At 59.2% G+C, this 26,991-nt stretch carries 28 protein-coding genes and 1 tRNA gene; 12 read left to right on the top strand and 17 right to left on the bottom strand.

The features are described from left to right. Positions 1-1,401 carry a D-serine/D-alanine/glycine transporter gene (gene cycA / locus ACJ8HA_RS08805; RefSeq protein ID WP_043141829.1) on the bottom strand — a complete coding sequence of 467 codons (1,401 nt, stop codon included), beginning with the start codon at positions 1,399-1,401 and terminating at the stop codon, positions 1-3. Positions 1,402-1,750: 349 nt separating this feature from the next. On the opposite strand from cycA, the gene ACJ8HA_RS08800 reads away from it, so the two are divergent. Further along, a tRNA-Lys gene (locus ACJ8HA_RS08800) sits at positions 1,751-1,826 on the top strand. A gap of 220 nt (positions 1,827-2,046) precedes the next feature. Here the strand turns inward: ACJ8HA_RS08800 and ACJ8HA_RS08795 are convergent. Beyond that, on the bottom strand, positions 2,047-2,550 hold the full coding sequence (locus tag ACJ8HA_RS08795; protein ID WP_025302336.1) for a DedA family protein: 504 nt from the start codon (positions 2,548-2,550) through the stop codon (positions 2,047-2,049). Positions 2,551-2,624: 74 nt separating this feature from the next. Next, the gene (locus ACJ8HA_RS08790; RefSeq protein ID WP_049204277.1) at positions 2,625-3,938 is read right to left on the bottom strand and encodes an MFS transporter; all 1,314 of its coding nucleotides are present in this window, start codon (positions 3,936-3,938) and stop codon (positions 2,625-2,627) included. Positions 3,939-4,322: 384 nt separating this feature from the next. On the opposite strand from ACJ8HA_RS08790, the gene ACJ8HA_RS08785 reads away from it, so the two are divergent. Then, positions 4,323-4,625, top strand: a complete 303-nt coding sequence (locus tag ACJ8HA_RS08785; RefSeq protein WP_049204287.1) for a putative quinol monooxygenase — start codon at positions 4,323-4,325, stop codon at positions 4,623-4,625. Positions 4,626-4,736: 111 nt separating this feature from the next. Here the strand turns inward: ACJ8HA_RS08785 and ACJ8HA_RS08780 are convergent, their stop codons facing one another. The 7 genes from ACJ8HA_RS08780 to ACJ8HA_RS08750 form a co-directional block, all read right to left on the bottom strand. Beyond that, positions 4,737-5,297, bottom strand: a complete 561-nt coding sequence (locus tag ACJ8HA_RS08780) for a hypothetical protein (RefSeq protein WP_049204288.1) — start codon at positions 5,295-5,297, stop codon at positions 4,737-4,739. Continuing rightward, entirely contained in the window at positions 5,281-5,847 is a 567-nt protein-coding gene (locus tag ACJ8HA_RS08775; protein ID WP_049204278.1) for a GNAT family N-acetyltransferase, read from the bottom strand. The genes ACJ8HA_RS08780 and ACJ8HA_RS08775 overlap by 17 nt, the downstream gene beginning before the upstream one ends. A 123-nt stretch (positions 5,848-5,970) precedes the next feature. After that, positions 5,971-6,690 (bottom strand): enoyl-CoA hydratase-related protein, encoded by a 720-nt coding sequence (locus tag ACJ8HA_RS08770; RefSeq protein WP_025302341.1) that lies wholly within the window; start codon positions 6,688-6,690, stop codon positions 5,971-5,973. Next, positions 6,683-7,855 (bottom strand): MFS transporter, encoded by a 1,173-nt coding sequence (locus tag ACJ8HA_RS08765; RefSeq protein ID WP_043141814.1) that lies wholly within the window; start codon positions 7,853-7,855, stop codon positions 6,683-6,685. The genes ACJ8HA_RS08770 and ACJ8HA_RS08765 overlap by 8 nt, the downstream gene beginning before the upstream one ends. Then, entirely contained in the window at positions 7,852-9,063 is a 1,212-nt protein-coding gene (hemA, locus tag ACJ8HA_RS08760) for a 5-aminolevulinate synthase (protein ID WP_015377390.1), read from the bottom strand. Before hemA ends, ACJ8HA_RS08765 begins: the two co-directional genes overlap by 4 nt. Positions 9,064-9,078: 15 nt before the next feature. Then, positions 9,079-10,290, bottom strand: coding sequence for an acetyl-CoA C-acyltransferase (locus tag ACJ8HA_RS08755; protein ID WP_442515299.1), 1,212 nt, complete (start codon positions 10,288-10,290; stop codon positions 9,079-9,081). Between the two features lie 9 nt (positions 10,291-10,299). Further along, entirely contained in the window at positions 10,300-11,829 is a 1,530-nt protein-coding gene (locus ACJ8HA_RS08750) for a 3-hydroxyacyl-CoA dehydrogenase NAD-binding domain-containing protein (protein WP_099817374.1), read from the bottom strand. A gap of 334 nt (positions 11,830-12,163) precedes the next feature. On the opposite strand from ACJ8HA_RS08750, the gene ACJ8HA_RS08745 reads away from it, so the two are divergent. The 3 genes from ACJ8HA_RS08745 to ACJ8HA_RS08735 all read left to right on the top strand — a co-directional run bounded on the left by ACJ8HA_RS08745 (position 12,164) and on the right by ACJ8HA_RS08735 (position 14,347). Further along, a complete protein-coding gene (locus tag ACJ8HA_RS08745) occupies positions 12,164-12,880 on the top strand; it encodes a LuxR family transcriptional regulator (protein ID WP_025302346.1) in 717 nt (238 codons plus the stop codon). Positions 12,881-13,060: 180 nt separating this feature from the next. Then, a complete protein-coding gene (locus ACJ8HA_RS08740) occupies positions 13,061-13,489 on the top strand; it encodes a universal stress protein (protein ID WP_025302347.1) in 429 nt (142 codons plus the stop codon). Positions 13,490-13,666: 177 nt separating this feature from the next. Next, positions 13,667-14,347 (top strand): hypothetical protein, encoded by a 681-nt coding sequence (locus ACJ8HA_RS08735; RefSeq protein WP_025302348.1) that lies wholly within the window; start codon positions 13,667-13,669, stop codon positions 14,345-14,347. Between the two features lie 45 nt (positions 14,348-14,392). On the opposite strand, the gene ACJ8HA_RS08730 is transcribed toward ACJ8HA_RS08735, so the two are convergent. From ACJ8HA_RS08730 to ACJ8HA_RS08715, 4 genes are read right to left on the bottom strand one after another with little or no spacing between them, the layout of a single operon-like run. Further along, the gene (locus tag ACJ8HA_RS08730; protein WP_025302349.1) at positions 14,393-15,406 is read right to left on the bottom strand and encodes an Ldh family oxidoreductase; all 1,014 of its coding nucleotides are present in this window, start codon (positions 15,404-15,406) and stop codon (positions 14,393-14,395) included. Positions 15,407-15,425: 19 nt separating this feature from the next. Next, positions 15,426-16,991, bottom strand: coding sequence for an APC family permease (locus ACJ8HA_RS08725; RefSeq protein ID WP_025302350.1), 1,566 nt, complete (start codon positions 16,989-16,991; stop codon positions 15,426-15,428). A gap of 44 nt (positions 16,992-17,035) precedes the next feature. Then, the gene (locus tag ACJ8HA_RS08720) at positions 17,036-18,652 is read right to left on the bottom strand and encodes an aldehyde dehydrogenase (NADP(+)) (RefSeq protein WP_043141800.1); all 1,617 of its coding nucleotides are present in this window, start codon (positions 18,650-18,652) and stop codon (positions 17,036-17,038) included. 54 nt (positions 18,653-18,706) lie between these two features. Beyond that, the gene (locus ACJ8HA_RS08715; RefSeq protein WP_043141796.1) at positions 18,707-19,627 is read right to left on the bottom strand and encodes a dihydrodipicolinate synthase family protein; all 921 of its coding nucleotides are present in this window, start codon (positions 19,625-19,627) and stop codon (positions 18,707-18,709) included. 29 nt (positions 19,628-19,656) lie between these two features. Here ACJ8HA_RS08715 and ACJ8HA_RS08710 point away from each other — a divergent pair, with 29 nt between their 5' ends. Continuing rightward, positions 19,657-19,827: a hypothetical protein gene (locus ACJ8HA_RS08710; RefSeq protein ID WP_153266251.1), complete on the top strand. Its 171-nt coding sequence runs from the start codon at positions 19,657-19,659 to the stop codon at positions 19,825-19,827. Positions 19,828-19,836: 9 nt separating this feature from the next. Here the strand turns inward: ACJ8HA_RS08710 and ACJ8HA_RS08705 are convergent, their stop codons facing one another. Then, positions 19,837-20,691 carry an AraC family transcriptional regulator gene (locus ACJ8HA_RS08705; protein WP_025302353.1) on the bottom strand — a complete coding sequence of 285 codons (855 nt, stop codon included), beginning with the start codon at positions 20,689-20,691 and terminating at the stop codon, positions 19,837-19,839. A 389-nt stretch (positions 20,692-21,080) separates the two neighbouring features. On the opposite strand from ACJ8HA_RS08705, the gene ACJ8HA_RS08700 reads away from it, so the two are divergent. Genes ACJ8HA_RS08700 through ACJ8HA_RS08685 form a run of 4 tightly spaced genes read left to right on the top strand, consistent with a single transcriptional unit; the run spans position 21,081 to position 24,670 of the window. Further along, the gene (locus ACJ8HA_RS08700; RefSeq protein WP_197812752.1) at positions 21,081-22,028 is read left to right on the top strand and encodes a 4-hydroxyproline epimerase; all 948 of its coding nucleotides are present in this window, start codon (positions 21,081-21,083) and stop codon (positions 22,026-22,028) included. Next, positions 22,028-23,152, top strand: a complete 1,125-nt coding sequence (locus ACJ8HA_RS08695) for an NAD(P)/FAD-dependent oxidoreductase (protein ID WP_025302355.1) — start codon at positions 22,028-22,030, stop codon at positions 23,150-23,152. Before ACJ8HA_RS08700 ends, ACJ8HA_RS08695 begins: the two co-directional genes overlap by 1 nt. After that, positions 23,149-23,409, top strand: coding sequence for a (2Fe-2S)-binding protein (locus ACJ8HA_RS08690; RefSeq protein ID WP_025302356.1), 261 nt, complete (start codon positions 23,149-23,151; stop codon positions 23,407-23,409). The genes ACJ8HA_RS08695 and ACJ8HA_RS08690 overlap by 4 nt, the downstream gene beginning before the upstream one ends. Further along, entirely contained in the window at positions 23,402-24,670 is a 1,269-nt protein-coding gene (locus ACJ8HA_RS08685) for an NAD(P)/FAD-dependent oxidoreductase (RefSeq protein WP_025302357.1), read from the top strand. The genes ACJ8HA_RS08690 and ACJ8HA_RS08685 overlap by 8 nt, the downstream gene beginning before the upstream one ends. Before the next feature lie 40 nt (positions 24,671-24,710). Here the strand turns inward: ACJ8HA_RS08685 and ACJ8HA_RS08680 are convergent, their stop codons facing one another. Beyond that, positions 24,711-25,070, bottom strand: coding sequence for a hypothetical protein (locus ACJ8HA_RS08680; RefSeq protein WP_025302358.1), 360 nt, complete (start codon positions 25,068-25,070; stop codon positions 24,711-24,713). A gap of 542 nt (positions 25,071-25,612) precedes the next feature. Here ACJ8HA_RS08680 and ACJ8HA_RS08675 point away from each other — a divergent pair. Further along, positions 25,613-25,927 (top strand): hypothetical protein, encoded by a 315-nt coding sequence (locus tag ACJ8HA_RS08675; RefSeq protein ID WP_127146676.1) that lies wholly within the window; start codon positions 25,613-25,615, stop codon positions 25,925-25,927. A 170-nt stretch (positions 25,928-26,097) separates the two neighbouring features. Next, positions 26,098-26,529: a hypothetical protein gene (locus tag ACJ8HA_RS08670; RefSeq protein WP_025302359.1), complete on the top strand. Its 432-nt coding sequence runs from the start codon at positions 26,098-26,100 to the stop codon at positions 26,527-26,529. Positions 26,530-26,546: 17 nt separating this feature from the next. Here ACJ8HA_RS08670 and ACJ8HA_RS08665 read toward each other — a convergent pair whose 3' ends face one another. Further along, positions 26,547-26,888, bottom strand: a complete 342-nt coding sequence (locus tag ACJ8HA_RS08665; RefSeq protein ID WP_025302360.1) for a GlpM family protein — start codon at positions 26,886-26,888, stop codon at positions 26,547-26,549. Positions 26,889-26,991: the final 103 nt, after the last annotated feature.

Genomic DNA, 26,991 nt, shown 5'->3' with positions numbered 1-26,991 from the left:
TCACGCGGTTTTCTTCTTGCGCAGGAACACGTAAGACAGGCCGAGCACGATGAACCACAGCGGGGTGACGATCAGCGCCTGGCGGGTGTCTTCGCGCAGCGACAGCAGCACCAGCACGAACACGAAGAACGCCATGCATACCCAGCACATCAGCTTGCCGGCAGGCATCTTGTAGATCGATTTCTGGTGCAGCGCCGGGCGCTGTTTGCGGTAAACCAGATACGAGCACAGGATGATGGTCCAGACGAACATGAACAGAATCGCCGATACGGTGGTCACCAGGGTGAAGACCGTCATCACGTTCGGGATCAGGTAAATCAGCACCACGCCGCCCAGCAGGCAGATGCAGGAGAAGGTGAGGCCGTTGGCCGGCACCGCGCGCTTGGACAGGTTGGCGAACGATTTCGGCGCGTCGCCTTCCTGCGCCAGCCCGAACAGCATGCGGCTGGTGGAGAACACCCCACTGTTGGCGGAGGAGGCGGCGGAGGTTAGCACCACGAAGTTGATCACGCTGGCCGCGGCCGGCAGGCCAATCAGCACGAACAGTTCAACGAACGGGCTCTTGTCCGGCACCACGGAGTTCCACGGCGTCACCGACATGATGACGATCAGGGCGAACACGTAGAACATGATGATGCGGATCGGAATCGAGTTGATGGCGCGCGGCAATGACTTCTCCGGATCCTTGGTTTCCGCGGCGGTAGTGCCCACCAGCTCAATGCCGACGAAGGCGAATACTGCGATCTGGAAGCCGGCGAAGAAACCGCTGATGCCTTTCGGGAACATGCCGCCGTCATTCCACAGATGGGTGAATGAGGCCACGGTGCCGGTCGGCGATTGGAACTGCATGGCGATCATCACCAGCCCGGCGACGATCAGCCCGACGATGGCGACGATTTTGATCATCGCAAACCAAAACTCCATTTCGCCGAACATTTTCACCGTCGCCAGATTAAGGCCGAGCAGCAACAGCACGCACAGCAGTGAAGCAATCCACTGTGACAGTCCGGGGAACCAGAACTGGGCGTAGGCTGTGATCGCCACAACGTCGGCGATGCCGGTGACCACCCAGCAGAACCAGTAGGTCCAGCCGGTGAAGAAACCCGCCCACGGGCCGAGCAGATCCGCGGCGAAATCGCTGAACGATTTGTATTCCAGGTTAGACAGCAGCAGCTCACCCATGGCGCGCATCACGAAGAACAGCATAAAGCCGATGATCATGTACACGAAGATGATCGAAGGGCCGGCCAGGCTGATGGTTTTACCGGAGCCCATAAACAGACCGGTGCCGATGGCGCCGCCGATGGCGATCAGTTGAATATGTCGGTTAGTAAGGTTTCGCCGTAGATGATCTTCTGAAGCGGGCGTCGCGTCAGTCGCTATTTTAGAGTGATCTACCATCTGATGATGTCCTGTTTTACCTGTCATTAGTGAAGTCGTGAGCTCTGAAGTGGCTCTTTTTTATACATTTATCCGGTTGGTCCGGCTTTAGTAAGGTAGTGCAATAACGCCACCTTTGTGCAACATGTTTACAACATTTATACGTGGGATAAAAGTCGATCAATCTTTACACGGAGGAGGCAAATCGGACGTTCAGGGAGCGGAAGATTACTCTTCAAAAGGTGGGATTAACAGACCTTATGCGGCTTATCTCGTTGATTAAACAAAGAGTTGTAAAAATCGCATGAGAAAAAGTAATGAGTGGAAGCGTTTGACAGCGGCACTGGCGAGGAGGACAATTTATCGCGTTGGGTCGTTAGCTCAGTCGGTAGAGCAGTTGACTCTTAATCAATTGGTCACAGGTTCGAACCCTGTACGACCCACCAACCAAATCAGCGTGTTACGCACAGACTTTTCTCTGTTTTTTCCCTCATGGCGCCGTTTTAAGCGTGCATTCTGCAAAAAAATTCGCATTTTTCGACTGATGTTCAGAAAGGTGATCTGGCGCAAACTGCGATGTTGCACCGTACTTTATACGGCAAGGGAGGCTGTGCGCTGGCGCAACGTCGGCGCAGGGATGGGGTATTTGCCCAAGAATCTTTCAGGTCAAGAAGCGGGGAATAAATGCGCGGCCGACATCAAGAGGAGTGCCCAAACGGCGGCTGAAAGCGCGGCGGTGGCATAGACGTGCCTCGCCGGCAGTTGCAGCATGCCGGCCATCAGCGGCACGGTGTAGCGCATCACCGCCAGGAAACGCGAGGCGAACAGCAGCGGTAGCCCGCGCTTTTGCAAGGAACGTTGCGCTTTGTGCAGCGGAGTGTGAAAGCGTGCCGGCAGCCGGCGGCCAAGATCGTGGCGGCACAGCAGCGCGCCGCCGTGGAACGACAAGATCGATCCCAACGTGGCGCCGAGGGCGATGGCCGCCCAAACGGCACCGAGGGGCAGCGTGTGTTTGCCTGCAAGGATGCCTACCAGCAGCGTCACCGAGGCGGGCGGCAAGGCGGAAGACACCACGATCACGGATTTTCCTAGCGCGAACAGGAAAATCAGCAGCAGCAACATCTCCGGTTCCGGGCTGTATTTAGCGATAATGTGCGTCAATTCATCCATTTAATACCTGCGGGGGAGAGGGCTGAGTGCCAGTGTCCCATCTGCAGGTTCAATAATGGCTAAATAACGCGCCGCTATCCGGCAATCTCTGCGTCTTGCTTGCTCACGTCGGCGCGCCGGTTTCTGAGCGCCCACAACAGCGTGGCGCACAGCAGTGAAAAGGCGGCCAGCACCAGCGGCCCGGCATGCGGGCTGTGAAAACGCTGTTCCGCCTCCGTGCGGATCAGCGGGGCTAAGAAGCTGAATGCGGCGCCGAGCGTGGTGCAAAAACCGATGCCGGCCGCCAGCGCCGGGCCGGTGAGCACCTGCGCGGGAAACGTCCAGAAAATCGGCTGTACCGCCAGGAAACTGACTGCGCAGCAGCTCAGGGCGACGATAGCGAGCAGAGGGCCGGCATAGGAAGAAACGACCAACCCCAGCGCTGCCGCGACCATGCACCCCACGGCGATCGGTAATCTTCTGGCGGTTTTTCTGTCGGCATAGCGCGGCAGGAAATAGACGCCCAGCGCGGAGAACGCCCAGGGAATGGCGGCCACCAGCGAGGCCTTGAAACCGAGATGGGTGCCCATCAGCGAGGCGACCTGCGACGGCAGGAAAAACATCAGGCCGTACACGCCGATTTGCAGGGTGCCGTAGATCAACGCCAGATGCCAAACGGTGCCGCTTCTCATTGCCGCTTTGACGCTGCTGGTTTCGGTCTGCTGCTGTTCGTCAGCCAACTGTGTGACCAATGCCGTGCGTTCTTCCTCGGTCAAAAAGCGAGCCTGCCGAGGGTTATCGTCGAGATAGAAAAAGGCGAAGACGCCGAGGGCGACGGCCGGCAGCCCTTCCAGCACGAACATCCAGAACCAGCCGGGTTTACCCAACACGCCGTGCATCTCCAGCAATGCCCCCGACAGCGGTGAGCCGAGCGTCAGGGCCGCCGGCACACCGAGCACGAAAATGCCAATGACCGAGGCGCGCACCTTATTGGGAAAATAGATCGACGCCAGCAACAGGATGCCAGGGTAAAAGCCGGCTTCGGCGATCCCCAGCAGAAACCGCAGGATGATAAATTGCTGTTCGTTGGTCACCAGCCCGGTACAGGCCGACAGCGCCCCCCACAGTGCGGTGGTGGCGCTAAGCCAGCGTTTGGCGCCCCAGCGGTTCATCAGCAGATTGGCCGGGATGCCGAACAGCGCATAGGCGGCAAAAAATATCCCGGCGCCCAATGCGAAGGCGGATTGCGACAGCGCGATGTCGATAGCCATCGCGTCCTTGGCAAAGCCGACGTTAACCCTGTCGATAAACGCGATGAAGTACATGGCGAACATCAAGGGCACCAGTCTGCGCCAGGTTTTGCGGATGGCGGCGTTGAGCGCTGGAGCGGCATAGGTGGCGTGATTCACTGGCGATAACCTCTCTTCTGAGAATGACAAGCGTCGGTCATAAGGACCGTCCTGGCGCCGTTGCCCTCAACACGACGGTCACAGCGGATTTTCTTCGTGAGATATAAAGGTCTAAAGGACTAATGGTCAGGCCTTTAAGGGCGAAAAAAATGCCGCGTATCGGGTCGGCAGGTTGATGCAGACATCACCATAGTGAATGGTGTGTTGCTTTTTTGTTAATCAAACGTTCACACAGGGCTATGGCGCGTTCAAGCGTTTTGATCGAGATCTGTGTGCGTTATCACCGAATTGGCAACCCGGTGATAGACCTGGAGTAGGGCGCTTTCATCTCGGGAGTGAGGACGATAAGGTGAAGCACGGCAAAACAGAATGCAGGAGCGCAACATGCTGAAGGTCATCGCTGAAGATTTTATCCATCCGGAACACATTGACACCGTTATGCCATGGTATCGCGAGCTGGTGGCGAAAACCCGTCAAGAGCCGCTGTGCATCAGTTATGAACTGTGCATCGACCAGCAGGATCCCGGGCACTTTATTTTTATCGAAAGCTGGCCGGACCGCGCCGCCCTGGACGTGCATTGTCAGACCGAGCATTTCACCCGGCTGGTGCCGCAGATCAATCAGTATCAGCGCAAGCCTTGCACCTTCTTGTTTATGCAGGTGTTTCCTGAAACAGGCGATAAATAGGCGAAAAAATCCCCGCAGGGGGCGGGGTTAATGGCTTCTCAACACTATCTTGTTGTGATTAAAAAATAGGCTGATAATGATTTTCATTCTCTAAGAATGCTCTTAAATTAATCAATCAGGTGAATGATTCGCCGTCTGCTTTTCGCTGGCGGCTTTAATGGCGCGCAGCATGCGGCGTCTTATCAACCCACTCACCAGGCGAATCGCATACCAGTAGGGGGTAAACCGCCGCCGGCTGGCGCTGTCGGGGCAGAAGATGCGCGTTTCCGTTACCAGGCGGCAGCGCCCGCCCTCCAGCGGGCTCGCGGCATACCCCAGCGCCAGTTTGGCAACGCCGGGCTGAGCGAAGGCGAGAAAGCCCGCCCCGTCAGCGACCTGCTCCAGACCGTATTCAGCCTGCCAAAAGCGGCCGATCAGGCCATAGACCAACGCGCTGTCATCTTGCTCAAGCAGGCAAAAGTTATGCAGGCCAAACGGCGGCGGGCTGGGCTTATCGCGTGGCATCAGCCGCGCGGGCAATTCGCGCAGCGCTATCATGCTGCGGAAGAAACGATCGTGCTTGGGATCGTAGGCGGCCACGGCCGCCAGGATCCGCGCCTGCGGCGCGGCGATGGCGATCGCATGCCGTTCCGAGAACTGGTATTGCCCAAGGTATTTATTCAGCAGCGTCATGCCTTGCATTCTCCCGCCATTCGCTTTGCAGCAGGGCAAAGCCGAATTCGTCGCCCCATGCGCCTTTGAAAAACACGTTTTGCCGCCAATAGGCCTCGCGGCGAAAACCCAACTTGCCGAACAGTGTGGCGGCGCCAAGATTACGCGTGTCCACCACCGCAGTAATACGGTGCTTCGCCAGCGCCCCGAACAGCAGAGCGATGACGGCGCTCAGCGCCTCGCGCGCCAGCCCTTGCCGCTGGTGGCTGGGCGCGAAGGTCACGCCCAGTTCAGCCTGGCGCCCCTCATCGAAGAAATGCACCGCGACATCGCCGAGCAACGCGCCGTCCTCACGGCGCTCGACCGCCAGCTGGAACCAGCTGTCGTCACGGTTGAACGCGAGCTGCCGTTGCCGTTCGAAAAAGGCCTGCGCATCGGTGGCGCTGTAGTCGCTCCAGCTTTGATAGCGCGCCACGTCAGGGTGACTGCGGTAGGCGGTAAAGTGGGGCAGATCGTCGGCCGTGAACGGGCGCAGGATCAGTCTGGGGGTCTGCAGAGGCAAAAGGCGCATTATTTTTCCTTATCAGCGCATTAGGACTACCGGCAGTGTAACCCAGCGCCGAGAAGCGGGCTGCGTAAAATGAGCGGTGGAGGACAAACGGGAAATGCCGGTTCAGACGAACCGGCAGGGGCATTATCGGCGGGCGGCGGCCTGACGCAGGCGCTCGACCGGGCCTTGTTGAAAATCGAATGAGGGGGCTTCTTGCCGTGCCAGCCCCTGGCGCACGATGGCCTTCACCGCTTGGCTGGCAGCAAGATCTTTTCCGGCGATCTGTTCGGCGATGCGCAGCGCTTCTTCCCGGGCCGTCCCCTCGCTGATACGGGAAATGGCGCCGTGTGACAGCGCCTCCTGTGCGCCGACGGTTCTGCCGGTCAGCAGCCAGTCGAGCGCGACATAGGGGGAGATACGCGTCGGCAAGCGCGCGCACCCACCTTGTGCGGCGACTAACCCGAGCCCGGTTTCGGGGAAGCTGAAGCGTGCGTTCTGGCCGGCGACGATCAGATCGCACGCCAGCGCCAGCTCAAATCCGCCTCCGTACGCGATGCCGTCAACGGCGGCGATGATCACCTTGGCAATCTGTGCATGGATCAGCCCGCCAAACCCCTCCGGCGTGACGATGGGCAGTTCACCCTGATGAAAGGCGTTGATATCCATGCCGGCGGAAAATACCGCCGGTTGGCCGGCCAGCACGATCGCTCGCACCGAGTCATCGTTATCCGCCTGCCGCAGGTAGGTGCGGATCAACTCGGCCATCTGCAGGTTGATGGCGTTCTTTTTTTCCTGCCGATTAAGGGTGATGACCGCAACCTGCGCGCCATGGCGCTCATAAAGCACCGGAAGAACTTCACTCATCGCTGGCTTCTCCCCGGAAAAACAACAGCGTCAGCAGCAGGGCGATGGCGCCGAGCGGCAGCGAAAACAGCGGCAGGTAATAGGCCGGCAGCGCGTAGAGCGTCAGGCCGCCCAGCATCCCGCCCGCCGCGATGCCGGCGTACAACACCGAGCTGTTGAGCGACACGGTCAGCGCGCCAAAGCGTTTCGATAGCGACAACAGGTGATGCTGGATCGGTACTAGGTACATCCAGCCGGTAATGCCCCAGACGAGGAAGATGGCCAGTACCCACCAGGGCGAGGTGACATAAAAGGCCAGCAAAAACAGAGACAGCGTCTGGATCGCCACGGAAAACAGCAGCACGAACTTGCTGCCGAGGGCATCGGTTAACGCGCCGGAGGCAAAATTGCCGATCACCGCGCCAATGCCGAACACCAGCAACGCGAGGGGCAGGATCGCCTCAGGGCCGAACTGGGTGTTTTTCAGCAACACGCTGACGTAGCTGTAGACGATGTGTTCCGAGCAAACGGCAAAAAAGGTGATCAGCAGCGTAGTCAGCACCGCCTTTTGCCGCAGCGGGGCGAGTCGCTCTTTCAGCGAATGCTTGCCCGATGGCGCAATGGCGCGCAGCGCCAACGACAGGCCCAGCAGCGCAATCGCCCCCAGCAGGGCGATGAACAGAAAGATTTCACGCCAGCCGATCAGTTTGGCGAGAAAGGTACCGAACGGAATGCCGAGCGCAATAGCCAACGTCATGCCGCCATAGACGATGGAAATAGCCAGGCCGCGGCGTTTTTCCGCCACCAGCCCCACCGCGGCGGCGGCGGCCTGCGGCGTGTAACAGGCCGCCCCCAATGCCGCCAGCACTCTGCCGAACGCGATCTGCAGATAGCTGGTGGCCCAGGCGCAGGCCAGGTTGCCGGCGATGAACAGCACCAGCGCCAACTGCAGGATATGCTTGCGGTTGACGTTGCCCAGCAGCCAGGCGGTGAGGGGGGCGAACAGCATATAGGCCAGCGCGAATACCGATATCAACTGCCCCGCTTGCGCGGGGCTGACGGCAAAGGTGTCGGAAATATCGCTGAGTACGCCGGCGACGATAAAAGCGTCGGTGCCGATGGCGAAGGTACCGGTCGCCATCAGGCAGAGCGTGATCAGATGGCCGTTATAATCCGCTAACTTCATCCTGCCCTCCGCAGATCGTTCGCTGCCCAGACCCGGCCTAGTGCCGCCAGGAAGGTCTCCACGTCGGCATGGGAATGTGCCGAGGTCGGCGTTACCCGTAGTCGCTCGCTGCCTGCGGGCACCGTCGGGGCATTGACCGGTTGCACGTAAATATCATGCTCATCGAGCAGCACTTTACTGATGTGTTTGTTGCGGTGCGGATCGCCGACCAGCAGCGGCAGGATATGGCTGTCTGCCGACACCAGCGGGATGCCGGCGGCGCGCAGGCCGGTTTTCAGGTGATCGACGATCGCCAGCAGGTGCTTGCGCTGGGTGTCATGCTCGAGGTTGTATTTAAAACTGGCCAACGCGGCGGCTACCACCGGCGCCGGTGACGAGGTGCTGAAGACGAATGCCGGGGCCCAACTGCGCACCGCTTCCACCACCGAGCGGGGCGCGGCGATATAGCCACCCGCCGCACCGTAAGACTTGCCGAATCCGCCCTGAATAATGGTGATTTTATCTAACAGGCCCAGCTGTTCGGCATAGCCCAATCCCCGTTCGCCATACACGCCTGCCGAATGAATTTCGTCGAGATAGGTCAGCGCCTGATACTGCTCCGCCAGCGCCACGATCTGCGCCAGGGGAGCAAAGTCACCGTCCATGGAATACAGCGACTCGAAGGCAATCAGCTTTGGCCGCGCCGGATCGGCGGCCTGCAGCAGCTCGGCGAGGTGTGCTACATCATTGTGGCGGAAGATTTTTTTCTCCGCTTTGCTGTAGCGAATTCCGTAAATCATCGAGGCGTGATTCAGTTCGTCGGAGAACACGATCAGATCGGGAATGGCGTCGCACAGGGTGGATAAGGTGGCGTCGTTGGCGCCGAAACCGGTGGTGAACAGCAGCGCCGACTCTTTGCCGTAGGCGCTGGCCAGCAGCGTTTCCAGCTCGCTGTGGTAGACCGAGGTGCCGGAAATGCTGCGGGCGCCGCAGGTGCCCAGCCCGACCCGGTTAACCGCGTCGGTGGTGGCCAGCAGCACTTTGGGGTGGTGGCTCATTGCCAGATAGTCGTTCGAGCACCAGACGTTGAGACGGCGCTCGCCGTGGTGCCCGTGGCTGGTGGCCCAGGGTTTGTCCTGCACGCCGCGTTCAAGGTTGAGAAACTCGCGAAAACGCCCCTGTTTTTTGGTTTCCGCCAGCTTTTCTTCAAGAATGTTCAGTACGCTCATCGTATGTTCCTTGTGTTAAACGGCTTTAAGGTTTAATGACAGGCCCTGACCGACGCCGACGCACATTGTCACCAATGCGTTGCTTGCCTGTCGGTCGCGTAATTCCAGCGCCGCCGACAGCACCAGGCGCGCACCGGACATCCCCAGCGGATGACCGAGCGCGATGGCGCCGCCGTTCGGGTTGACCCGCGCGTCGTTGGCGTCGATGCGCCAGTGTTTCAGCGCCGCCAGAACCTGTGAGGCGAACGCTTCGTTAATCTCGATGATGTCGAAGTCGTTCAAGGTGAACCCGCCGCGCTGCAGTAAGCGCTCGGTGGAGGCGATCGGCCCCAGCCCCATCAGCGCCGGTTCAACGCCGGCGGCCGCGCTGTCGCCGATCTCCGCCAGCGGTTGCCAGCCCTGGCGTTTCACGTAGCGACCGGAAGCCAATAGCAGCGCGGCGGCGCCGTCGTTGATGCCGGAAGCATTGCCCGCCGTGACCGAACCGCCGGCGGAGAACGCCGGTTTCAGCGCCTGCAGCTGTTGCAACGTGCTGAGCCGGGGAAATTCATCCTGCGCGAATGTGCGGGTGGTTTTACGATCCGCCGGCACGTCCACGGGCGTGATTTCCCGCGCCAGCCGGCCGCTGTCGATCGCCCGGCTGGCCTTTTGCTGCGAGGCCAGCGCGAACAGGTCCTGTTCCTCGCGTGAGATATGTTGCCGTTGGGCCACGTTTTCCGCCGTGATGCCCAGCGGGTCGCTGCCGTAGCGCTCCGCCAGCCGCGGATTGACGAAGCGCCATCCCAACGTGGTGTCATACAGCTTCACGCCTTTGTCGAACGGCGTTTCGCCCTTGCTCAGCACATAGGGTGCGCGGCTCATGCTTTCCACACCGCCGGCCAAAACCAGTTCGCTAAGACCGCTGCGGATTTTCGCCGCGGCGTAGATCACCGCATCCAACCCGGATGCGCAAAGGCGGTTGAGGGTGATGGCCGGCACCGACGGGTCCAACCCGGAAAGCAGCGTTGCCATGCGGGCGACGTTGCGGTTGTCTTCGCCGGCCTGGTTGGCGCAGCCCAGAACCACTTCGTCCAGATTCGCTTCCGCCGCCGGATGGCGCTGCAGCAGGCCGCGAAGGATCGTCGCCGCCATGTCGTCGGGGCGGGTATGCGCCAGGCTGCCGCCATAGGCGCCGATCGCCGTGCGCGTGCCGTCGATCAGATAAACGCCGTCATCGTTAATGTTCATCATGGCTCCTCAAGGCGTGGTCGTCAGCGCCGGTTGCGCGGCGTGCAGAAGGGTGTAATGCGGCGCATAGCGCGCTGCGTGCAGCAGCTGCGCCAGATTGCTCAGCGTCGTCCTGACGTTTTTCTCCCCCAGTTTGCCGAGCCAGTCGAAAATGCCGCCGGCGTAGTTAACGCCCGCGACGGCGGCGACATCAATGTCTTCCCGGCTGCAAACGCCGCTTTCCACCATGATCACCGACTCATTGATCAGGCTGCTGAGGACACGAGCGACGATCAGCGCCGGGGAGTCTTTGATAAATTCAACCTGCGGGATCGCAGTGTGCAGCAGGCGTAAAAACAGCGCCTTATTGGCCGCAGAGGCATAGCGATTGTGCGCCGCAACCAGATACGCCGTGTCGGCGTAGTTCAGGGCGATGTCGACCACAAAAGCGTCAGCCGTCGTCTGCTCGGCTAACTGGCTCGCCGTGCGGCCATCGGTGATGCTGACGGTGAATGCGTCATTGATCTGGACGGCCGGCCCCAGGCTCGGTAAGGCCGGCCGTTGTTCCACGCGCAGCTGTGGCCACTGACGTGCGGCTCGCTGTTGCAACAGGGTAAAAAAAGGGTGTTCGCCGTAAACGCGCAGCGTCTCGACGTCTGCATCGATGGCGGCCGTCACTGGCGGGGCGGTTTCTTCGGCGGCAAAATAGGAGCGGCCGTTCTTTTTCCCCAACAGACCGGCATCGACCAGCGAACGCTGCAGATGGCCGGGGGTATAGCGCGGGTCGTATTGCATGTCCTGCCAGATTTGCCGGCTGACCTGATAGTTGATGTCCTGGCCGATAAAATCGGTCAGCTCGAGCGGCCCCATGCGGAAGTGTCCGCCGGCCTTGAGGGCACGGTCGATCTGCGGCGCGCGCGCCACGTGCTCTTCCAACAGGCGGAACCCTTCCAGGTAGTAGGGGCGGGCCATGCGGTTGACGATAAACCCCGGCGTGGCCTGACAGACGACATCGCGTTTCCCCAACGCGGCCACCAGTTGACGGCAACGTTCCGTGGTGGCGTGTGCGGTAAAGTAGGCCGGGATGATTTCAATCAGTTTCATCAGCGGCGCAGGGTTGAAAAAGTGCAAACCGATAAACCGCTCGCTGTGCGTCACCGCGGTTGCCAGCTTGTTAAGCGACAGTGAGGAGGTATTGGTGGCGATCAGCGTATCGGGCTTGACCACCGCGGCGATGGCCGCCAACACCTCAAGTTTGGTTTGTTCATGCTCGGCGATGGTTTCTATCACCAACTCGCTGTCGGCGATAGCCACAAGCGCCGTCGAGAACACCAGATTGGCCAGCACTGAGCTTTTATCCTGCAGCGCGATCTTGCCCTGTTCGACTTTCTTGTTCAGGTCTTGCGCGATATATTCGCGAGCCTGATTGAGGGTATTGCCGTTGCGATTATAAAGCACCGTACGAATGCCTTTTTGCGCGAAAAGATAAGCGATGCCTCTGCCCATCGTTCCCGCGCCGATAATCGCAGCCGATTGAATTGCCGCATTACTTTCTGCCATAGAAAATCCCCGTCACTGTATGCCATGCGAAATTCGCAAATGCTTATTATCTCTTTGGATTTACGGCGGCACCGGGTGCCTGTTTGGAAAGTAATTGGCGGTGTCCTGGCTGTCTAACGGTAGAAATGACAGGTTTACGTCCTGAAGGGATTATGCTATTCGCGTAGTTTTCCTGTTCGGCGCAATAAAAAGGCTTATTTTGAGGGGAATAGCTGTTTTCGTTATAGCGTTGGTATTTTTTATTATATGAAACGGCTACTGGCGCCGGGCGGCGATATTCTATAGTGAGTCTGACCTATCGATAATCGGCATCGCTATCTGGAGAACCTGCGTTATGGATACCCGCACTCAACGGCTCATGGCGGAGGTGATTGGCAGCCTGGCCGATCGCGAATGCTTTCTGACGCAACTGGGGCCCTGCGCCGAGGCGTTGGGGTTTGATTATTTCTCCTACATCGTGTTTTCCTGTTATCCGGCCAGCCGCCCCAAGATGCTGATCGAAGGTAATTTTTCAGCAGAGTATCTCGAAGATTATCGGCGGCAGCGGGTGTATTTGCAGGATCCGGTCATTGAGCGCGCTCACCATTCCACGCTGCAGTTCCAGTGGGACGAACGTTTTTATCACGATCGGCCGACGCTTTGGCGACGTATGGCGCAGTTTGGCCTGTGCGCCGGTTGGTCGCAGTCGGTCAAGGATTGCTATGGCAGGCTGGGGATCCTGACGTTTGCCGGCACAGCGCTACCGGAGCAAACGCCACAAGCGCGTGCGGCAAATGAAACCTTTTTCCTTTGGCTGGCGCAAACCGCCCATAAAACGCTGCGTGAAGCCTTGATATCGGTGAACGACGACGCGATAAAAGATGTGCTGACGCTGCGCGAAAAAGACATTTTACGCTGGTGCAGCGAAGGGAAAACGGCGGAAGAGATCGCGCTGTTGATGGGGGTGAGCGAGCGCACGATCAATTTCCACATAGGCAACTCGATTAAAAAACTTTCTGTCGCCAATAAGACCGCCGCCACCGCCAAAGCGGTTTATTTACAGCTGATTTAATCTCGAGAAATAAATAATTAATCGCCTATCCGTTATCGGTGTGATGTTTATATTTTGTTAAATTAAAAGCTATCCTTATCAGTATTTACCCCCCGATCACAAAAGCGTGATAAAGCGATTCACCGCGCCCGTGCGCGGCAGTATTCTGTTGGCACCCGGTTTACATAGAAAGGATGTGATATGTACAAGACTATTTTAGTGCCGATCGATATTGAAGAGGATCTGTTGACCGAGCATGCGCTGAAGCATGTGGAATATTTGGCGAAGATGTCCGGCGCTAAAGTGCATTTCTTCCATGCGCTACCGGATGCCTCGGCTTTTGTTACTGCCTATTCGTTCGGTCTCAAGGAATTTGAGAATCAGGCGGAGGTGAAGGCGGTGGACAAACTGAAGAAAATCATGTCGGAAATCGATCTGCCGTTGGATCGCCTTAATTACACCGTCAGCTTCGGTTCTGCGCGCGATCAGGTGTTGGAACTGGCGGAAGAGATCGACGCCGACCTGATCATTATCGGTTCACGGCGCCCGAGCGTGAAAACCTATCTGCTGGGATCTAACGCCGCCGCCATCGTTCGCCATGCCAATATTTCGGTGATGGTGGTCAGATAATCCCTCTTAAGCCCACCGTTTTCGGGCGCGCTCTGCGGTTGCCGGTCTGCGGCAGAGCGTGCCTTGCGTTTTATTGCCATCTCAGTGTGAGCTGCTACGATTTTAGCTGACGTTTTTATGCCACCCGGGTCACCGGCCTTGCGCATATTCTTCATCTCAGCCAGAAGAGGGGCAGCTATGCCATTAGAAGTCGATGGGATCATTAGAGGCGATCGGGGCAGTGAACCGAGCCGTTGGCAACATGCGTCAACCAAACCGCTTATCACGCTGACCTGGCATCACACCATTCCTTGGAACTGTTTGCGTAATGTCTGGAATGGTCTGGTGGCGGGGCAGCATTGGAACGCGCTGGACGAGTTTATGAACCTGATCGGTGTGCCAAACCGTGCCGAGGTGATCACACAGATCAAGAATAAAAACCTGCAGGATCGCGATGGATTACACACTCTGGTGACCTGGCAAGGATGGAACATCGTCGAGGGGCCTGGTAATGAGTATCGTGCGCAGGGGGACGATCCCGGTGAAAACTTCGACGGTTGGTCGGGTAAGGGGATGAGCACTAATCAGCAAGCGACGCTGCAGCAGGTCAACGTGTTGTATCAGGTGATGGCGCCGCTGGGAAGCCGTGCGCTGGACGCCGCCAGACAGGCGCCGAACATTTCTGCGGAAGAAGCGAGCGTCTTGCAACGGACGATTAAACAGACCCGTCCAACGTTGCGAGGAAAGGAACCGATCCGGTGGCAAGAAGACATGTGGCATCAGGTGCAGCCGGGTAAAGAGGCGAAACACTTCGCCCGTTGGGACACCAAACCGGTGTGGCGCAAGCGCCTGCACAGCGATCTGGCTCAGGCTGGATAAGCCTTTTCCCGCGCCGGGTTGCCGGCGCGGGGCATCAATCCGGCGCTAATCGCACAGCGCCATTATTTCGTCGTACAATGTCCTGGGAATTTCCACGCCGTATTGCTCGCTCTGCCGCCGCTGTCGATAACGCCGCTCGCCGGGGATGCGTGCGCCTTGCGCCTGCATATCGGCAAACATCGCTTCTGCTCCGGCGAAATATTTCGCCTTATCCGCACCGAGAAAACGCTCGGGATCCAACGCGATGATCAACTCACCGCCGTAAGGCGACGAACCGGTGCCGTTGTCATAGGCCAGCGATTCCTTGCTGGTCATATCGCCGATCAGCGGCCCTGCCAGCAATTCAACCATCGCCGCCAGCGCCGAGCCCTTATGCCCACCGAAGGTCAGCATCGCGCCCTCCAACACGCTGGCGGCATCGGTGGACGGATTGCCTGCCTTATCAATGCCCCAGCCTTCAGGCAGCGGGGTGCCAGCGCGGTGGTGCAGTTCGATTTCGCCGCGCGCCGCCGCGCTGGTGGCCATATCGAATAAAAACGGCGGCCGATCCGGGCGTGGCCAGCCGAAGGCGATGGGGTTGGTGCCAAACAGCGGACGCGAACCGCCGGCCGGCGTCACCCACGCGTGGCTGGGTGTGCAGGCTAAGGCCACCAACCCCTGTTCGGTCAGCGGTTCTATGTCGGCCCACAGCGCGGAGAAATGCACGCAGCGGTTGATCGCCAGCGCGGCGATGCCATTGGCGCGCACCTTACCGATAAAGGCCGGCAGAGCGGTGCGGTAGGCCAGCAGGGAAAACGCGCCGCCGGCGTCGGCACGCAAGATGGCCGGCGCCTGGTCGAACAACTTGGGTACCGCATCGGCAGAGACCTTGCCTACCCGCAGCGATCGCACGCAGCCCAACAGCCGGTATAAGCCGTGAGAAGCGCAGCCGTCGCGTTCGCCCTGGGTGACATTTTGCGCCACCGCTTCGGCATGTGCCTGATTGAAACCGTTGCTGCGCAGCGTACGCAGCGCCAGTTGATAAGCCTGTTCCAACGACAGAACGTGCATAGATGTCATCTCGATGTCCCCCCTGGGTTCATTCTTCTTCATCGCCGATAAAATTGGCCTGGGGTAAACAGGTATAGGCGCCCCAGTAGTAAATCGCCAGCGCAATCACCGCCATGGTGAAGGTGTCCCACGGATGGGCAATAGCGCCGATGCCGCCGAAGCTGCTGAGGTAGGAAAGCCCGATCACCAGCGCATAGAAGACGATCAGCCACAACGAGGACCAAATTTGCTGCCGAAGGCTAACGGCGTGGGTCGGCACCTGATTTTTGAACAGGATATAGATGAAGAACATCAGGATCTGCAAGCCGAGCAGCCAGGAGACGGTGTCCCAGCCGGACCAGAAGACGATCAACGCCGAAATGATAAACGACAGCGGGCCGAGCACGCAGAAAGCGCGCACCCGGAACGGACGCGGCATATCGGGCGCATTGCGCCGCAGCCCGGCGGCGGTGACCGGGGCGATGGCGTAGCTCAACACCAGTGCGGCGGACACCACGCCGATCAGCTTTTCCCAGGACGGGAATGGCAGCGTCCAGAATACCGAGAGAGCGAAGGTCAACCACAGCGCCGGACGCGGGATACCGGACTCGCTATCCACCCGGGTGAACAGTTTGAAGAAGGTGCCGGCGCGCGCCCAACCGTAGATCACGCGAGGCGTGGCGTTCATATAGATGTTGCCGGTGCCGCTCGGCGAAACGATCGCGTCGCTGACTACCAGAAACGCCAGCCATCCCATGCCCAGCGTGATGGCGATGTCGCGGAACGGCAGGGAGAACTGTTGGCTGATGCCGGCCCAGCCACCGCTTAGCATCTCGCTAGGGATACTGCCGAGAAACGCTATCTGCAGCAGCACATAGATGATGGTGGACAGCACCACCGACAGGATCAGCGCGATAGGAATGGTGCGCTGCGGCCTTTGCACCTCGCTGGCGACCGAAATGATCGGCGTCAGGCCGAGGTAGGCGAAGATGATGCCGCCGGCGGAAATGGCGGCCTCAACCCCGGCGGAACCGAAAGGGGCAAAGCCCTGGCTGTGCAGGTTTTCCGGTTTGAAAAAGCTGAACAACACCACGATCACCAGCAGGGGCACCAGAAACTTCAGCACGCTGATCAGGTTATTGGATTTGGCGAAGGTTTTGACGCTGTAGTAGTTGAGCGCGAAGAAAAAACACAGCAGCGCCAGCTGCACCAGCCAGCCGATCGCTGTTGGATCGCCGGACCCCGGCTGGCTGAGGAACGGGAACCAGGCGGCAGCGTACTGCCGGGCGGCGACGACTTCGATGGCGATCAGGCTGGAGAAGGCGATCAGCGTGATAAACCCCAGCAGGTAACCCATTAGTTCACCGTGCGAGAATACCGGATAGCGAATGATGCCGCCGGCGCGCGGCAGAGCGGCGCCCAACTCGCAGTAGACGATGCCGAGCAGCAGCACCGCCAGGCCACCGATCAGCCAGGAATAGATGCCGGCCGGGCCGGCGATGGAGGAGACGTGGCTGGCGGCGAACAGCCAACCGGAGCCGAAGATGGCGCCCAGACCGATGAACGTCAGATCGGTGAGCGTAAGCTGCTTCTTGAATTTGCCTTGGGTTGTCATGGTATTACCCTTTTGTTATTGAGTGGCAGGCAGATGCGGCCGGGCTAATGTTGGGCAGGTGAAACCAGGGGATCTCGGGTGTAAGCGCCGTTAACCAGTCGCAGCAGGTTGAGCGGGTTGGCGTCCTGCAGCGCCGGCGGCAACAGCGCTGCAGGGGTGTTTTGCAAACAAACTGGCCGCAGGAAACGCTCGATCGCCAGCGTGCCTACCGAGGTGCCGCGTGCGTCGCTGGTGGCCGGGTAAGGGCCGCCGTGCACCATGGCGTCGCACACTTCCACCCCGGTCGGGTACCCGTTGAATAGCACCCGACCGGCTTTGCGCGCCAACAGTGCCGTTAGCCCGGCGGCCATATCGAGATCGTCGTCGTCCGCCAGCAGCGTGGCGGTCAACTGGCCTTGCAATGCCGTTAGCGCCGCATGCAGCTGCGCTTCGTTATCCATCGCCACCAGGATGCTGGCCGGGCCGAAGACCTCCTGTTGCAGCAGCGGGTCGGCCTGCAGCAACAGCGCCTCCTCCGCCTGATAAAGCTGCGCCGCCGCCCGAAGAGCAGGCGTTTCGCTTCGGCCTGCCAGCCGCCGCATACCCGGGTGGGCATCGAGGGCCGCCAGCCCGTGACGGTAGTGCTCCAGGGTGCCGGCATTCAGCATCGGCTGCGGCTCGGCGGCGTTGACCAGGGCGCTCATCGTTTCGGTTAACCGATCGAAGGCGGCGCCGCGCAGCGCGACGATCACGCCGGGCTTGGTGCAGAACTGGCCGCAGCCGAGCGTGAAGGAAGAGACCAGTTCCTGCGCGATGTGCTGCCCGCGCCGCGCCAGCGCCTTGGGCAGGATCACTACCGGGTTGATGCTCGACATTTCGGCGAAGACCGGAATAGGTTGGGGACGTTGCATCGCCAGATCGAACAGCGCCCGGCCGCCTTGCAGCGAGCCGGTGAATCCCACCGCTTGAATCGCCGGATGTTGTACTAAATCGGCCCCCACGCGGTTGCCGAAGAGCATGTTGAAGACGCCAGAGGGCATCCCCGTGCGTTCCCGTGCGCGCTCGATCGCCTGAGCGGTTAGCTCGGCGGTGATCATATGGCCGCTGTGTGCTTTGAACACGACCGGGCAGCCGGCGGCGAGCGCGGCGGCGGTATCGCCACCCGCGGTGGAAAACGCCAGCGGGAAGTTGCTGGCGCCGAATACCGCCACCGGGCCGAGCGCCGTGCGGTATTGACGCAGATCGGGGCGCGGCAGGGGGGAACGCTGTGGCAGCGCGCAGTCGATGCGTACGCCCTCGACATCGCCGCGCCGCAGCAGCGTGGCGAACAGCCGCATCTGACCGCTGGTTCTGGCGCGTTCGCCGCTCAAGCGCGCCGGCGGCAGGGCCGTTTCCTGTGTGGCGAGGGCGAAGAAGGTTTCGTCCAAGGCATCTAGCTCCTCGGCGATGGTGTCCAAAAAGTTCGCGCGTTGCTCGGCGCTGAGTTGCGAATAGGGCACAAAGGCCGCGGCGGCGGCTTCGGCGGCGGCGGCGGTTTCTGCTGCCGTGGCCTGGTGGAAGCGGTAGCCGGTCGGCTGACCGTCGTCGGCGCGCAGGCTGAGCAGCGCAGCTTCCCCTGCGGCGCGGCGCTGGCCGCCGATAAATTGTTGGCCGCTGATGGCGACGTGGCGTTCGTTGGGCATGGGTTCCCCCGGTAAATAAAGAGCGACGCCCGGCCTGGCCGGGCGGTGAAGGCGTTACAGGCCGACGTTCGGCAGCGCAGGACGAGTGGCCAGCGCTTTATCGATCACGGCATTGATCTCGGTGAGCGTTTCCCCCTGCAGCGCCAGGCGCGGTGGGCGAGTGATGGCGCTGCCACGGCCGACCCGCTGTTCGCAGAGCTTGATGCATTGCACCAGATCGGGGCGGGCATCGAGATGCAGCAGCGGCATGAACCAGCTGTACAGCGCCAATGCTTCCTCATAGCGCTTTTCCTTAGCCAGACGGAACAGGGTTTCCCCTTCGCGCGGGAAAGCATTGGACATGCCGGAGATCCAGCCTTGCGCGCCGACGGCGATGCTTTCCAGCACCACATCGTCCAACCCGGCGAACAGCACGAAGCGATCGCCGACTTCGTTGCGTAGGTCGATAAAGCGGCGCGTATCGCCCGAGGAGTCTTTGAAACACACGATGTTCTCGCAGTCGACCAGCGAGGTCAGGATGTCGGGTGTGACGTCATTTTTGTAAATGGGGGGGTTGTTGTAGACCATGATCGGCAGATCGGTCGCGCCGGCGACGCTGCGGAAGTGTGCGGCGGTTTCGTGCGGCTTGGCGGAATAAACCAGCGCCGGCATCACCATAATGCCATCGACACCGGCCTTTTGCGCTTCACGCGCCATGTTCTGCGCGAAGGCGGTGGTGAACTCGGCGATGCCGGCGATCACCGGCACTTTGCCGTCGGCGGCGTCTCTCGCCACTTCGATCACCGCCAGCTTTTCCTGCATCGTCATCGAGGTGTTTTCACCGACGGTGCCACACACCACCAGACCGGAGACGCCGTCGCGCACCAGGTTTTTGATCACCGTATGGGTGGCGTCGAGGTCCAGAGAGAAATCGTTGCGGAACTGGGTCGTCACCGCCGGGAATACGCCGCTCCAGCTTATGGCTTTATGGCTCATAGTGTTTGTCCTGTCGTCCGAAAGTGTTAATGAAAAGTGAATCTTTAGTAAGGCTCACCGACAGATTGACCGGTATTGCGCAGGGAGGCTTGACGCTTTTCGCCGATTGCCGCGACGAAATTGGCACAATGGCGGCGGAAAGCGGGCATGAAAAAAACCAGGCGCCGGTGCGCCGTGAGGAGAGGGAGGTAACCAGGTAAATCAGCGCGTTAAGCGGAAAGCGTCAGGCGGAAATCGCGCGGCGTGGAGCCGGTCATCGCTTTGAACTGACGGCTGAAGGCGCTGTGATCGGTATAGCCGCACTGTAGCGCGATGTCGGTGATTGGCAGATCGCCGGCCAGCAGTTCCGTGGCCTTTTCCAGCCGCACTTTATGGATCATCTGGCGCGGGGTGAGGTGGAAGATACGTTTGCAGTAGCGTTCAATCTGCGCCACCGACAACCCGGTCAGCGCCGTCAGCTCTTCAAGCGCGATCGGTCGCGCGTAGTGGCGGCGGATATGCACGTCGATCGCCGCCAGCCGTTGGTAGGCCGGGTGATTGGCCCTGGCCTCCTGCAGGTCGTGAGAAATACCCGCCATACCGATGATTCTTCCCTGCGCGTCATACAGCGCCAGCTTTTGCGTCAGGCACCAGCCGGTTTCTCGGCCATTGTACAGGTGCATCTCCAGTTGATCCTGGATCAGCACGCCGTGGCGCAATACCCGCAGATCCTGCTCGGTGTAGCCGGATCCGAGCTGAGCGGGAAAAACGTCGGCGGAGGTCTTGCCCAGCAGCGGCGTGACGGTTTTGAAACCGCAGCGCTTGGCTAGCGTGAGGTTGGCCAGCAGGTAGCGAGCCTGGGCGTCTTTGATAAAGAACACCACGTTCGGGATCGCGTTCAGCAACGGCGCGATCAGCGCCAGCGTATTCAGCAGATCGCGCAGGTTGTTCGGGCGCTGTTGCGCCAGTCCGTCGCACAGACGCGATAGATGTTCGACGGCAAAAACGTCCTCCTGCTCCGGCAACCCAACAAGCGAAGGCGGCGAGAGAGAAACCGGAGGCTGATAGTCTGAAGTGGATCGCATAACAGTCCCTTTTCGGTCGTTAGCCGGAAAAACAGGCGGGCCAGGTTGGCACTTTCGCATCAATATTAACTTTTCTGTAACGAAGCAAGCGCTATTTCCGTCCGGCTGCTAAATATGCGGATTGCCGCATACTTTTGCCGGGCGGTGTTTGGCAGTTGCTTGAAAACTGCGGTGTTTCTCGCTACATAAAGGTTTAGTATGGAAATAACAATATGATAAATAAGTCATTATTATGGCATTCGTTAAGCGTATACCCGCGCCGCGTCAGACCTGACTTTTATCACTGTGCTGATTTCTTCATTCGCCGCGCCGAAACGCATCAAGCCGCCATGCTCACATTCGTTCAGGCTAATGCCATTGGTAACATCTCATTAACTCAGGAGACGCCGATGGCACTTTCTGCGCATATCACCGCTTTGCGGGCGATCGATTCTCATACCGGCGGAGAGCCGACACGTCTGATCGTGGAAGGGTTTCCCGATCTCGGCGAGGGCAGCATGGCGGAACGGCGGGCGCGTTTCGCACAACATTATGACGATTGGCGCTGCGCGGTGATGCTCGAACCGCGCGGCAATGACGTGCTGGTGGGGGCGCTGCTGTGTCGCCCCTGCTCGCCGCAGGCCACCGCTGGGGTGATCTTCTTTAACAACAGCGGCTATCTGGGTATGTGCGGACACGGCACTATCGGGCTGATCGCTTCGCTGGCGCACCTGGGGCGCATCCACGCCGGGTGCCATCTCATCGAGACCCCGGTCGGCACGGTAAACGCCACGCTGCATGACGACGGCAGCGTCACGGTGGAGAACGTGGCGGCTTATCGTTACCGTCGCCAGGTGCGGCTTGAGGTTGGGGGATACGGGCCGGTGACGGGGGATATCGCCTGGGGCGGTAACTGGTTCTTCCTGATCGGCGAGTCGCCGTTACCTATCGATAGACAAAATCTGGAGGCATTGACCGCGTTCACCTGGGCGGTGCGGCAGACATTGGAACAGGCGGGCATCTGCGGTGAAGACGGCGAAGTGATAGACCATATCGAACTGTTCGGTGACGATCCGCAGGCCGACAGCCGAAGCTTCGTGTTATGCCCCGGCAAAGCCTATGATCGTTCTCCGTGCGGTACCGGTACCAGCGCCAAACTGGCGTGTCTGGCGGCGGACGGCAAACTGCCACCGGAAACGCAGTGGCGGCAGGTCAGCGTGATCGGTAGCGAATTCCAGGCCTATTACCGCTGGAATGGCGAACGTATTACTCCTTTTATTCGCGGGCAGGCCTATGTGTGTGCCGATAGCCAACTGCTGCTCGACGAACGCGATCCCTTTGTCTGGGGAATACGCTGATGGGCACCGGACAGAAAGCCGATGTCATCGTGATCGGCGCCGGCATCATCGGCGCTGCCTGTGCCTGGCGGTTGGCGCGGGAAGGGTATCGTGTCTCGGTAGTGGACGATCGTCGCGCCGGTGCGACCGCCGCCGGCATGGGGCATCTGGTATGCATGGACGATAATCCGGCTGAGCTGGCGTTGAGCGCTTATTCGCTGCGGTTATGGCGTGAAGTGACGGGGCGGATGCCGCAAGCGTGTGCCTGGCGCGGCTGCGGAACGCTATGGCTGGCGGATAAAACGGATGAAATGGGCATTGCCGAACAAAAGCGGGCGCGGCTGGCGGAGCAGGGTGTGACTGCGGAACTGCTGACGGCGGAGCAGATCGCCGCCGTGGAGCCGATGCTGCGGCACGGCCTGGCCGGTGGGCTGCGGGTGCCGGCCGACGGCATTGTGTATGCGCCGCTCGTGGCTCGCTGGCTGTTGGACGACGGTAGTGCAGCGATCGACGTGGTACATGGCGAAGCGACAGCATTGGAGGAAGGGGCAGTGAGGCTGGCGGATGGCAGGCGCCTGGCTGCGCCACTGGTAGTCCTGGCCTGTGGCCTCAGGGCCAATAGCCTATTGCCGCAGGCTTTGCTGCACGCCAAGAAGGGCCATCTGGCGATCACCGATCGCTACCCGCCGCGGGTGCGGCATCAACTGGTGGAGTTGGGATATGGCGCCAGCGCGCATGCCAGCGACGGTACGTCGGTGGCATTCAATGTGCAGGCACGGCCCACCGGACAATGGCTGATCGGCTCTTCCCGCCAGTTTGACGCCGTCGATTCGGCGTTGGACATGCCAGTGTTGGCGGCGATGCTCAAGCGTGCGCAGCATTTCTTGCCCGCACTGGCGCAGATGAACATCATTCGCTGCTGGACCGGGCTGCGCGCCGCCTCTGCCGACGGGCTGCCGTTGTTGGGCGCACATCCGCGGCATTCCTGGCTGTGGTTGGCGCTGGGGCACGAGGGATTGGGTGTCACAACCGCCCTTGGTAGTGCCGCGCTGATTACTGCGCAGATCGGCCGGCAAACGCCGGAGATTGATGATTCCCCCTATTTGGCGGCGCGCGCGTTTGCCGTCGAGGAGCTGCCTGTATGAATGAAAGACAAAATACGCTCTCGTTGAGTATCGATGGAGAGCACCGGCGGGTGCCGGTTGGCCTCAGCGTTGCTGCGGCACTCAGCCTGTGCGGTGACGATCGTTGCCGGTTGTCGATTTCACACCAACCACGGGCCCCCTTTTGCGGCATGGGCATTTGTCAGGAGTGCCGGGTGACCATTAACGGTCTGCGTCGCCTGGCGTGCCAGACGCTGTGCCAAGCCGGCATGCGCATCGAGAGGAGCGATGATGAGTAACTTCGACTGTGAGGTGCTGATCGTCGGCGCTGGGCCGGCCGGCATGGCGGCGGCGCTGGCCGCTGCGGAAAGTGGTGGTCAGGTACGAATGATTGATGATAATCCACATCCAGGCGGACAAATCTGGCGCGATGGACCGCAGGTGGCATTGCCTGAAATGGCGAACCGCTATCGGCAGGCGGTGGTGACGAAGGAAAATATTGCGCTGCAGTCCGGCTGCAAGCTGGTGGCGCAGTGTGGCGCTAACCGATTGGCATATGAAGATGCCGAAGGCTGCGGCGTGATTCGCTATCAAAAGTTGATTTTATGCAATGGCGCTCGTGAACTCCTGTTGCCGTTTCCCGGCTGGACGCTGCCGGGGGTGACCGGCGCCGGTGGTCTACAGGCGCAAATCAAGCAAGGGTTGACAATCCGCGGTGAGCGAGTAGTGATAGCAGGCAGTGGTCCACTGCTGTTGGCGGTGGCGAACAGCGTAAAACAGGCCGGCGGCGAGGTGGTGCTGGTGGCTGAGCAGGCACCGCTTTGGCGGTTGGCGGCGTTTGCGGGCGGCTTGTGGCGCTGGCCAGCCAAGCTGCATCAGGCGTTTTCTCTGATGCCGCATCGTTATCGTGCCGGTAGCCGGGTGCTGGCGGCGTTGGGGCAAGACCGTTTAACCTCGGTGCACGTCAATAACGGTGGGCGGCAAAGAACGATCGCCTGCGACAGGTTAGCCTGCGGTTTTGGATTAGTGGCGAACATCGAGTTGGCCATGCTGCTGGGGTGTCGGATAGAACACGGTGCCGTAGCGGTGGATCATTGTCAGCAAACCAGCCAGGCGCAAATTTATGCCGCCGGGGAATGTACCGGCATCGGCGGCAGTGAATTGGCGCTCACCGAAGGCGCCATCGCCGGTTATGCCGCCACCGGTCAGAAGGAAAAAGCCGATTTTATGATGGCGCAGCGGCAGCGGTGGCGGCGTTTCGCCACGGCGACAGCGGCCGCTTTTACGCTCGATGAACGCATGAATTCTCTGGCCAAACCGCAGACGCTGCTGTGCCGCTGCGAAGACGTCGCGCTGGAACAGGTCCGCCATCAGCCGGATTGGAACACGGCTAAGCTAAGTAGCCGCTGTGGCATGGGGGCATGCCAGGGTAAAGTCTGCGCGGCGGCGGCGAGGCAGCTTTTGGGCTGGCCTTTGCCACCGCCGCGTGTGCCTTTAACGCCGGTCAGGGCGGAAACACTGGTTGCGCTGGGGCTGAACCGAAGTGATGACGACGGCTGAATGGATTAGCGGCATGTCACCCTAGGCAAACGCCGCCACATCACCATTGCGGCCAATAGTAGGTTTTCTCTCGCCAACCTTTGCTGTACATACAGGCTTCGATGGTGGCGTTTCGGGCGGACTGATTGCGGTCGGTCTGCACCGTCTTAATCGACGGCTCTTTGTCATAGCGGTATCCCGATGGGCAATCTTTCTTATTTTTCTCGCAAGGGATGTATTTGTTTTCGTAGCTGAACTCCACGTCCCGCACCACGTCCGGCGGAAAACGATCGTAGCCGCGGCTGCGGCATTCGGCATATTCGGCATCCCGGGTACTCTCGACCGCGCCGGGCCTTTCCCATTGGGTGCAGGCGGTCATCATCAAAAGCGGCAAAACAATCAAACAACGGTAATTCTTCATGGTGTCCCTAACTCTTTCTCTGTCCTGAGGCTCTCCGACTAGGAATGTTCCTAACTGGCGAGGTAGGAAAGTGTAATAAACTGGCGGAATAATTGGAAATGATAATGGTTATTGTTTAGGTATGATTGAGGAAGTGCCGCGTTGAGAGAGGATGTGGCACATTGGGGAAGTCTGTAGGGATCTGCGACCACACGACGAAGGTGGGTCGATGTGGTGCTGGTTTTATTCATTCTTTTTATGCCGTAATGATCCGAGCGCAATTGCATCGTTTTGATGAGTGAAATAATACGCATGCTAAGTATATTCTTATCTTGCCTGACTATTATTTTTATTTAGGATATTTACCCATGCCAAGGATTTAATACTCGGTATTAATACTCTATTTTTTTATTTCTGTTTTTTTATTGGGGTTTTATTTCCGGGTTTTTTCTGGGGAAGGCTTTTAGTTACAGGGAATTCATTTGCATTTTAAATTTGGATTTTTTAAATTAATTTTAGAGGAAGGGTAATCGTACGCGACAGCGTCAAAAAAGGAGTTTATTTTGTCTGGGATAAAGAAAACGCCTGAAAGTCATGACGGTTTACCTTCACCATCAGAGGATTATGATACTTTCAAGCACCTCTCCGATGTGGGGGCCGTGTTGGGATATGGGCGAACTCGCTTTTATCAGTGGTGCCGCGGACGCGGATTTCTAACCCCAATGAACGTTCCATCACATGAAATGATCAGCCTGGGATATATGGTGGCGGTGTTATCAGAGACCGGTCATACCCGAGTTTACGTCACGCAGGATGGTTTCAGTTACGTCAGTGGTGCTTTTGCGGCAGATATCCAACGTGGCATGGTCAAGTTTTAAATCTGCAAGAATCGCCTTTATTTCAATAGCTTTAATGCAGAATCTTCTTATTCCTGCCGGTTTGTGGGTGAGTGGGAAGTTATCCGATTTTTTCGTCTCTGCAGTATGAATGCTACTGGAGACAGCTATTCTCTTGTTACGATAAGCATTATTTTCTTCAGGAGCCAAGGATGAAGCATTACGCCGCGTTGTTATTTGCCTCTGCACTGTTGACGGGATGTGCGACTCAAGTCGTACCGCCGCAACAGGCTGAATTGCCGCCCCCAAGCCGTCTGATGCTCTATCAGAATATCCCGGATACGCCTTACGCTACGGTAGTGGTGGTGCGCGACAGCGGAATGCTAGCGGGGAGCTGTCGCACCGGCGTCTATGTGAATGGGGAGTTCGCCGCTTCGCTGGGGTCGAAAGAGAAAGCAGAATTTCGCGTGCCGCCAGGCAATATTACGGTCAGTATCGGGCAAGATATGATCGAGAATAATCTGTGTATTTGGCGTGAGACCGGCGGCAGTGTACCGATGACGCTGCGCGCCGGTGAAAGCCGCTATCTGCGTATCGCGGGCGATCGGCAGAGAGGCTTCGTTTTGCAGGCAGGGCGGCCGTAACATTTCCGGCAAGGGCGTTAACGCCCTTGCCACCATCCCCACAGCGTAATGAGTAGCCACGCCGCTGCAATCCAGCACAGTACCGCCGCGCCCAGCGCTAACGACAGCCGCAGACTGTTAATCAGGAAATACAGCGAAATCAAATACACCAGGTAGGGCAACACCGCCCACATGCCGAAAATCAGCGTCGTTTTTAGCGCCGCTATTGAACGTTCGCTGCCGACAACATAATGCGCAATCAAAGCAAAAGTGGGGAAGAGCGGGACTAAACCGGCGATATAATAGTTGCGCGTTTTGGCCAACAGGCCAATCAGAACCACGACCAGCGCGCCGATCAGCGCTTTGACAAGGATGCCCATAACGGTCTCGGGTGTGGGGGAAAGTCAACACACTGCCCGAAAGTCTGTGCAAGATCAATGGCGTGTTGCGTAGCGCGGGGAAAAACAGACCCGCATGAAACGC

Source organism: Serratia sp. CY33802 (assembly GCF_052169095.1).
Taxonomy (GTDB): domain Bacteria; phylum Pseudomonadota; class Gammaproteobacteria; order Enterobacterales; family Enterobacteriaceae; genus Serratia; species Serratia bockelmannii.
This window is presented reverse-complemented; position numbering and strand designations above follow the sequence as displayed.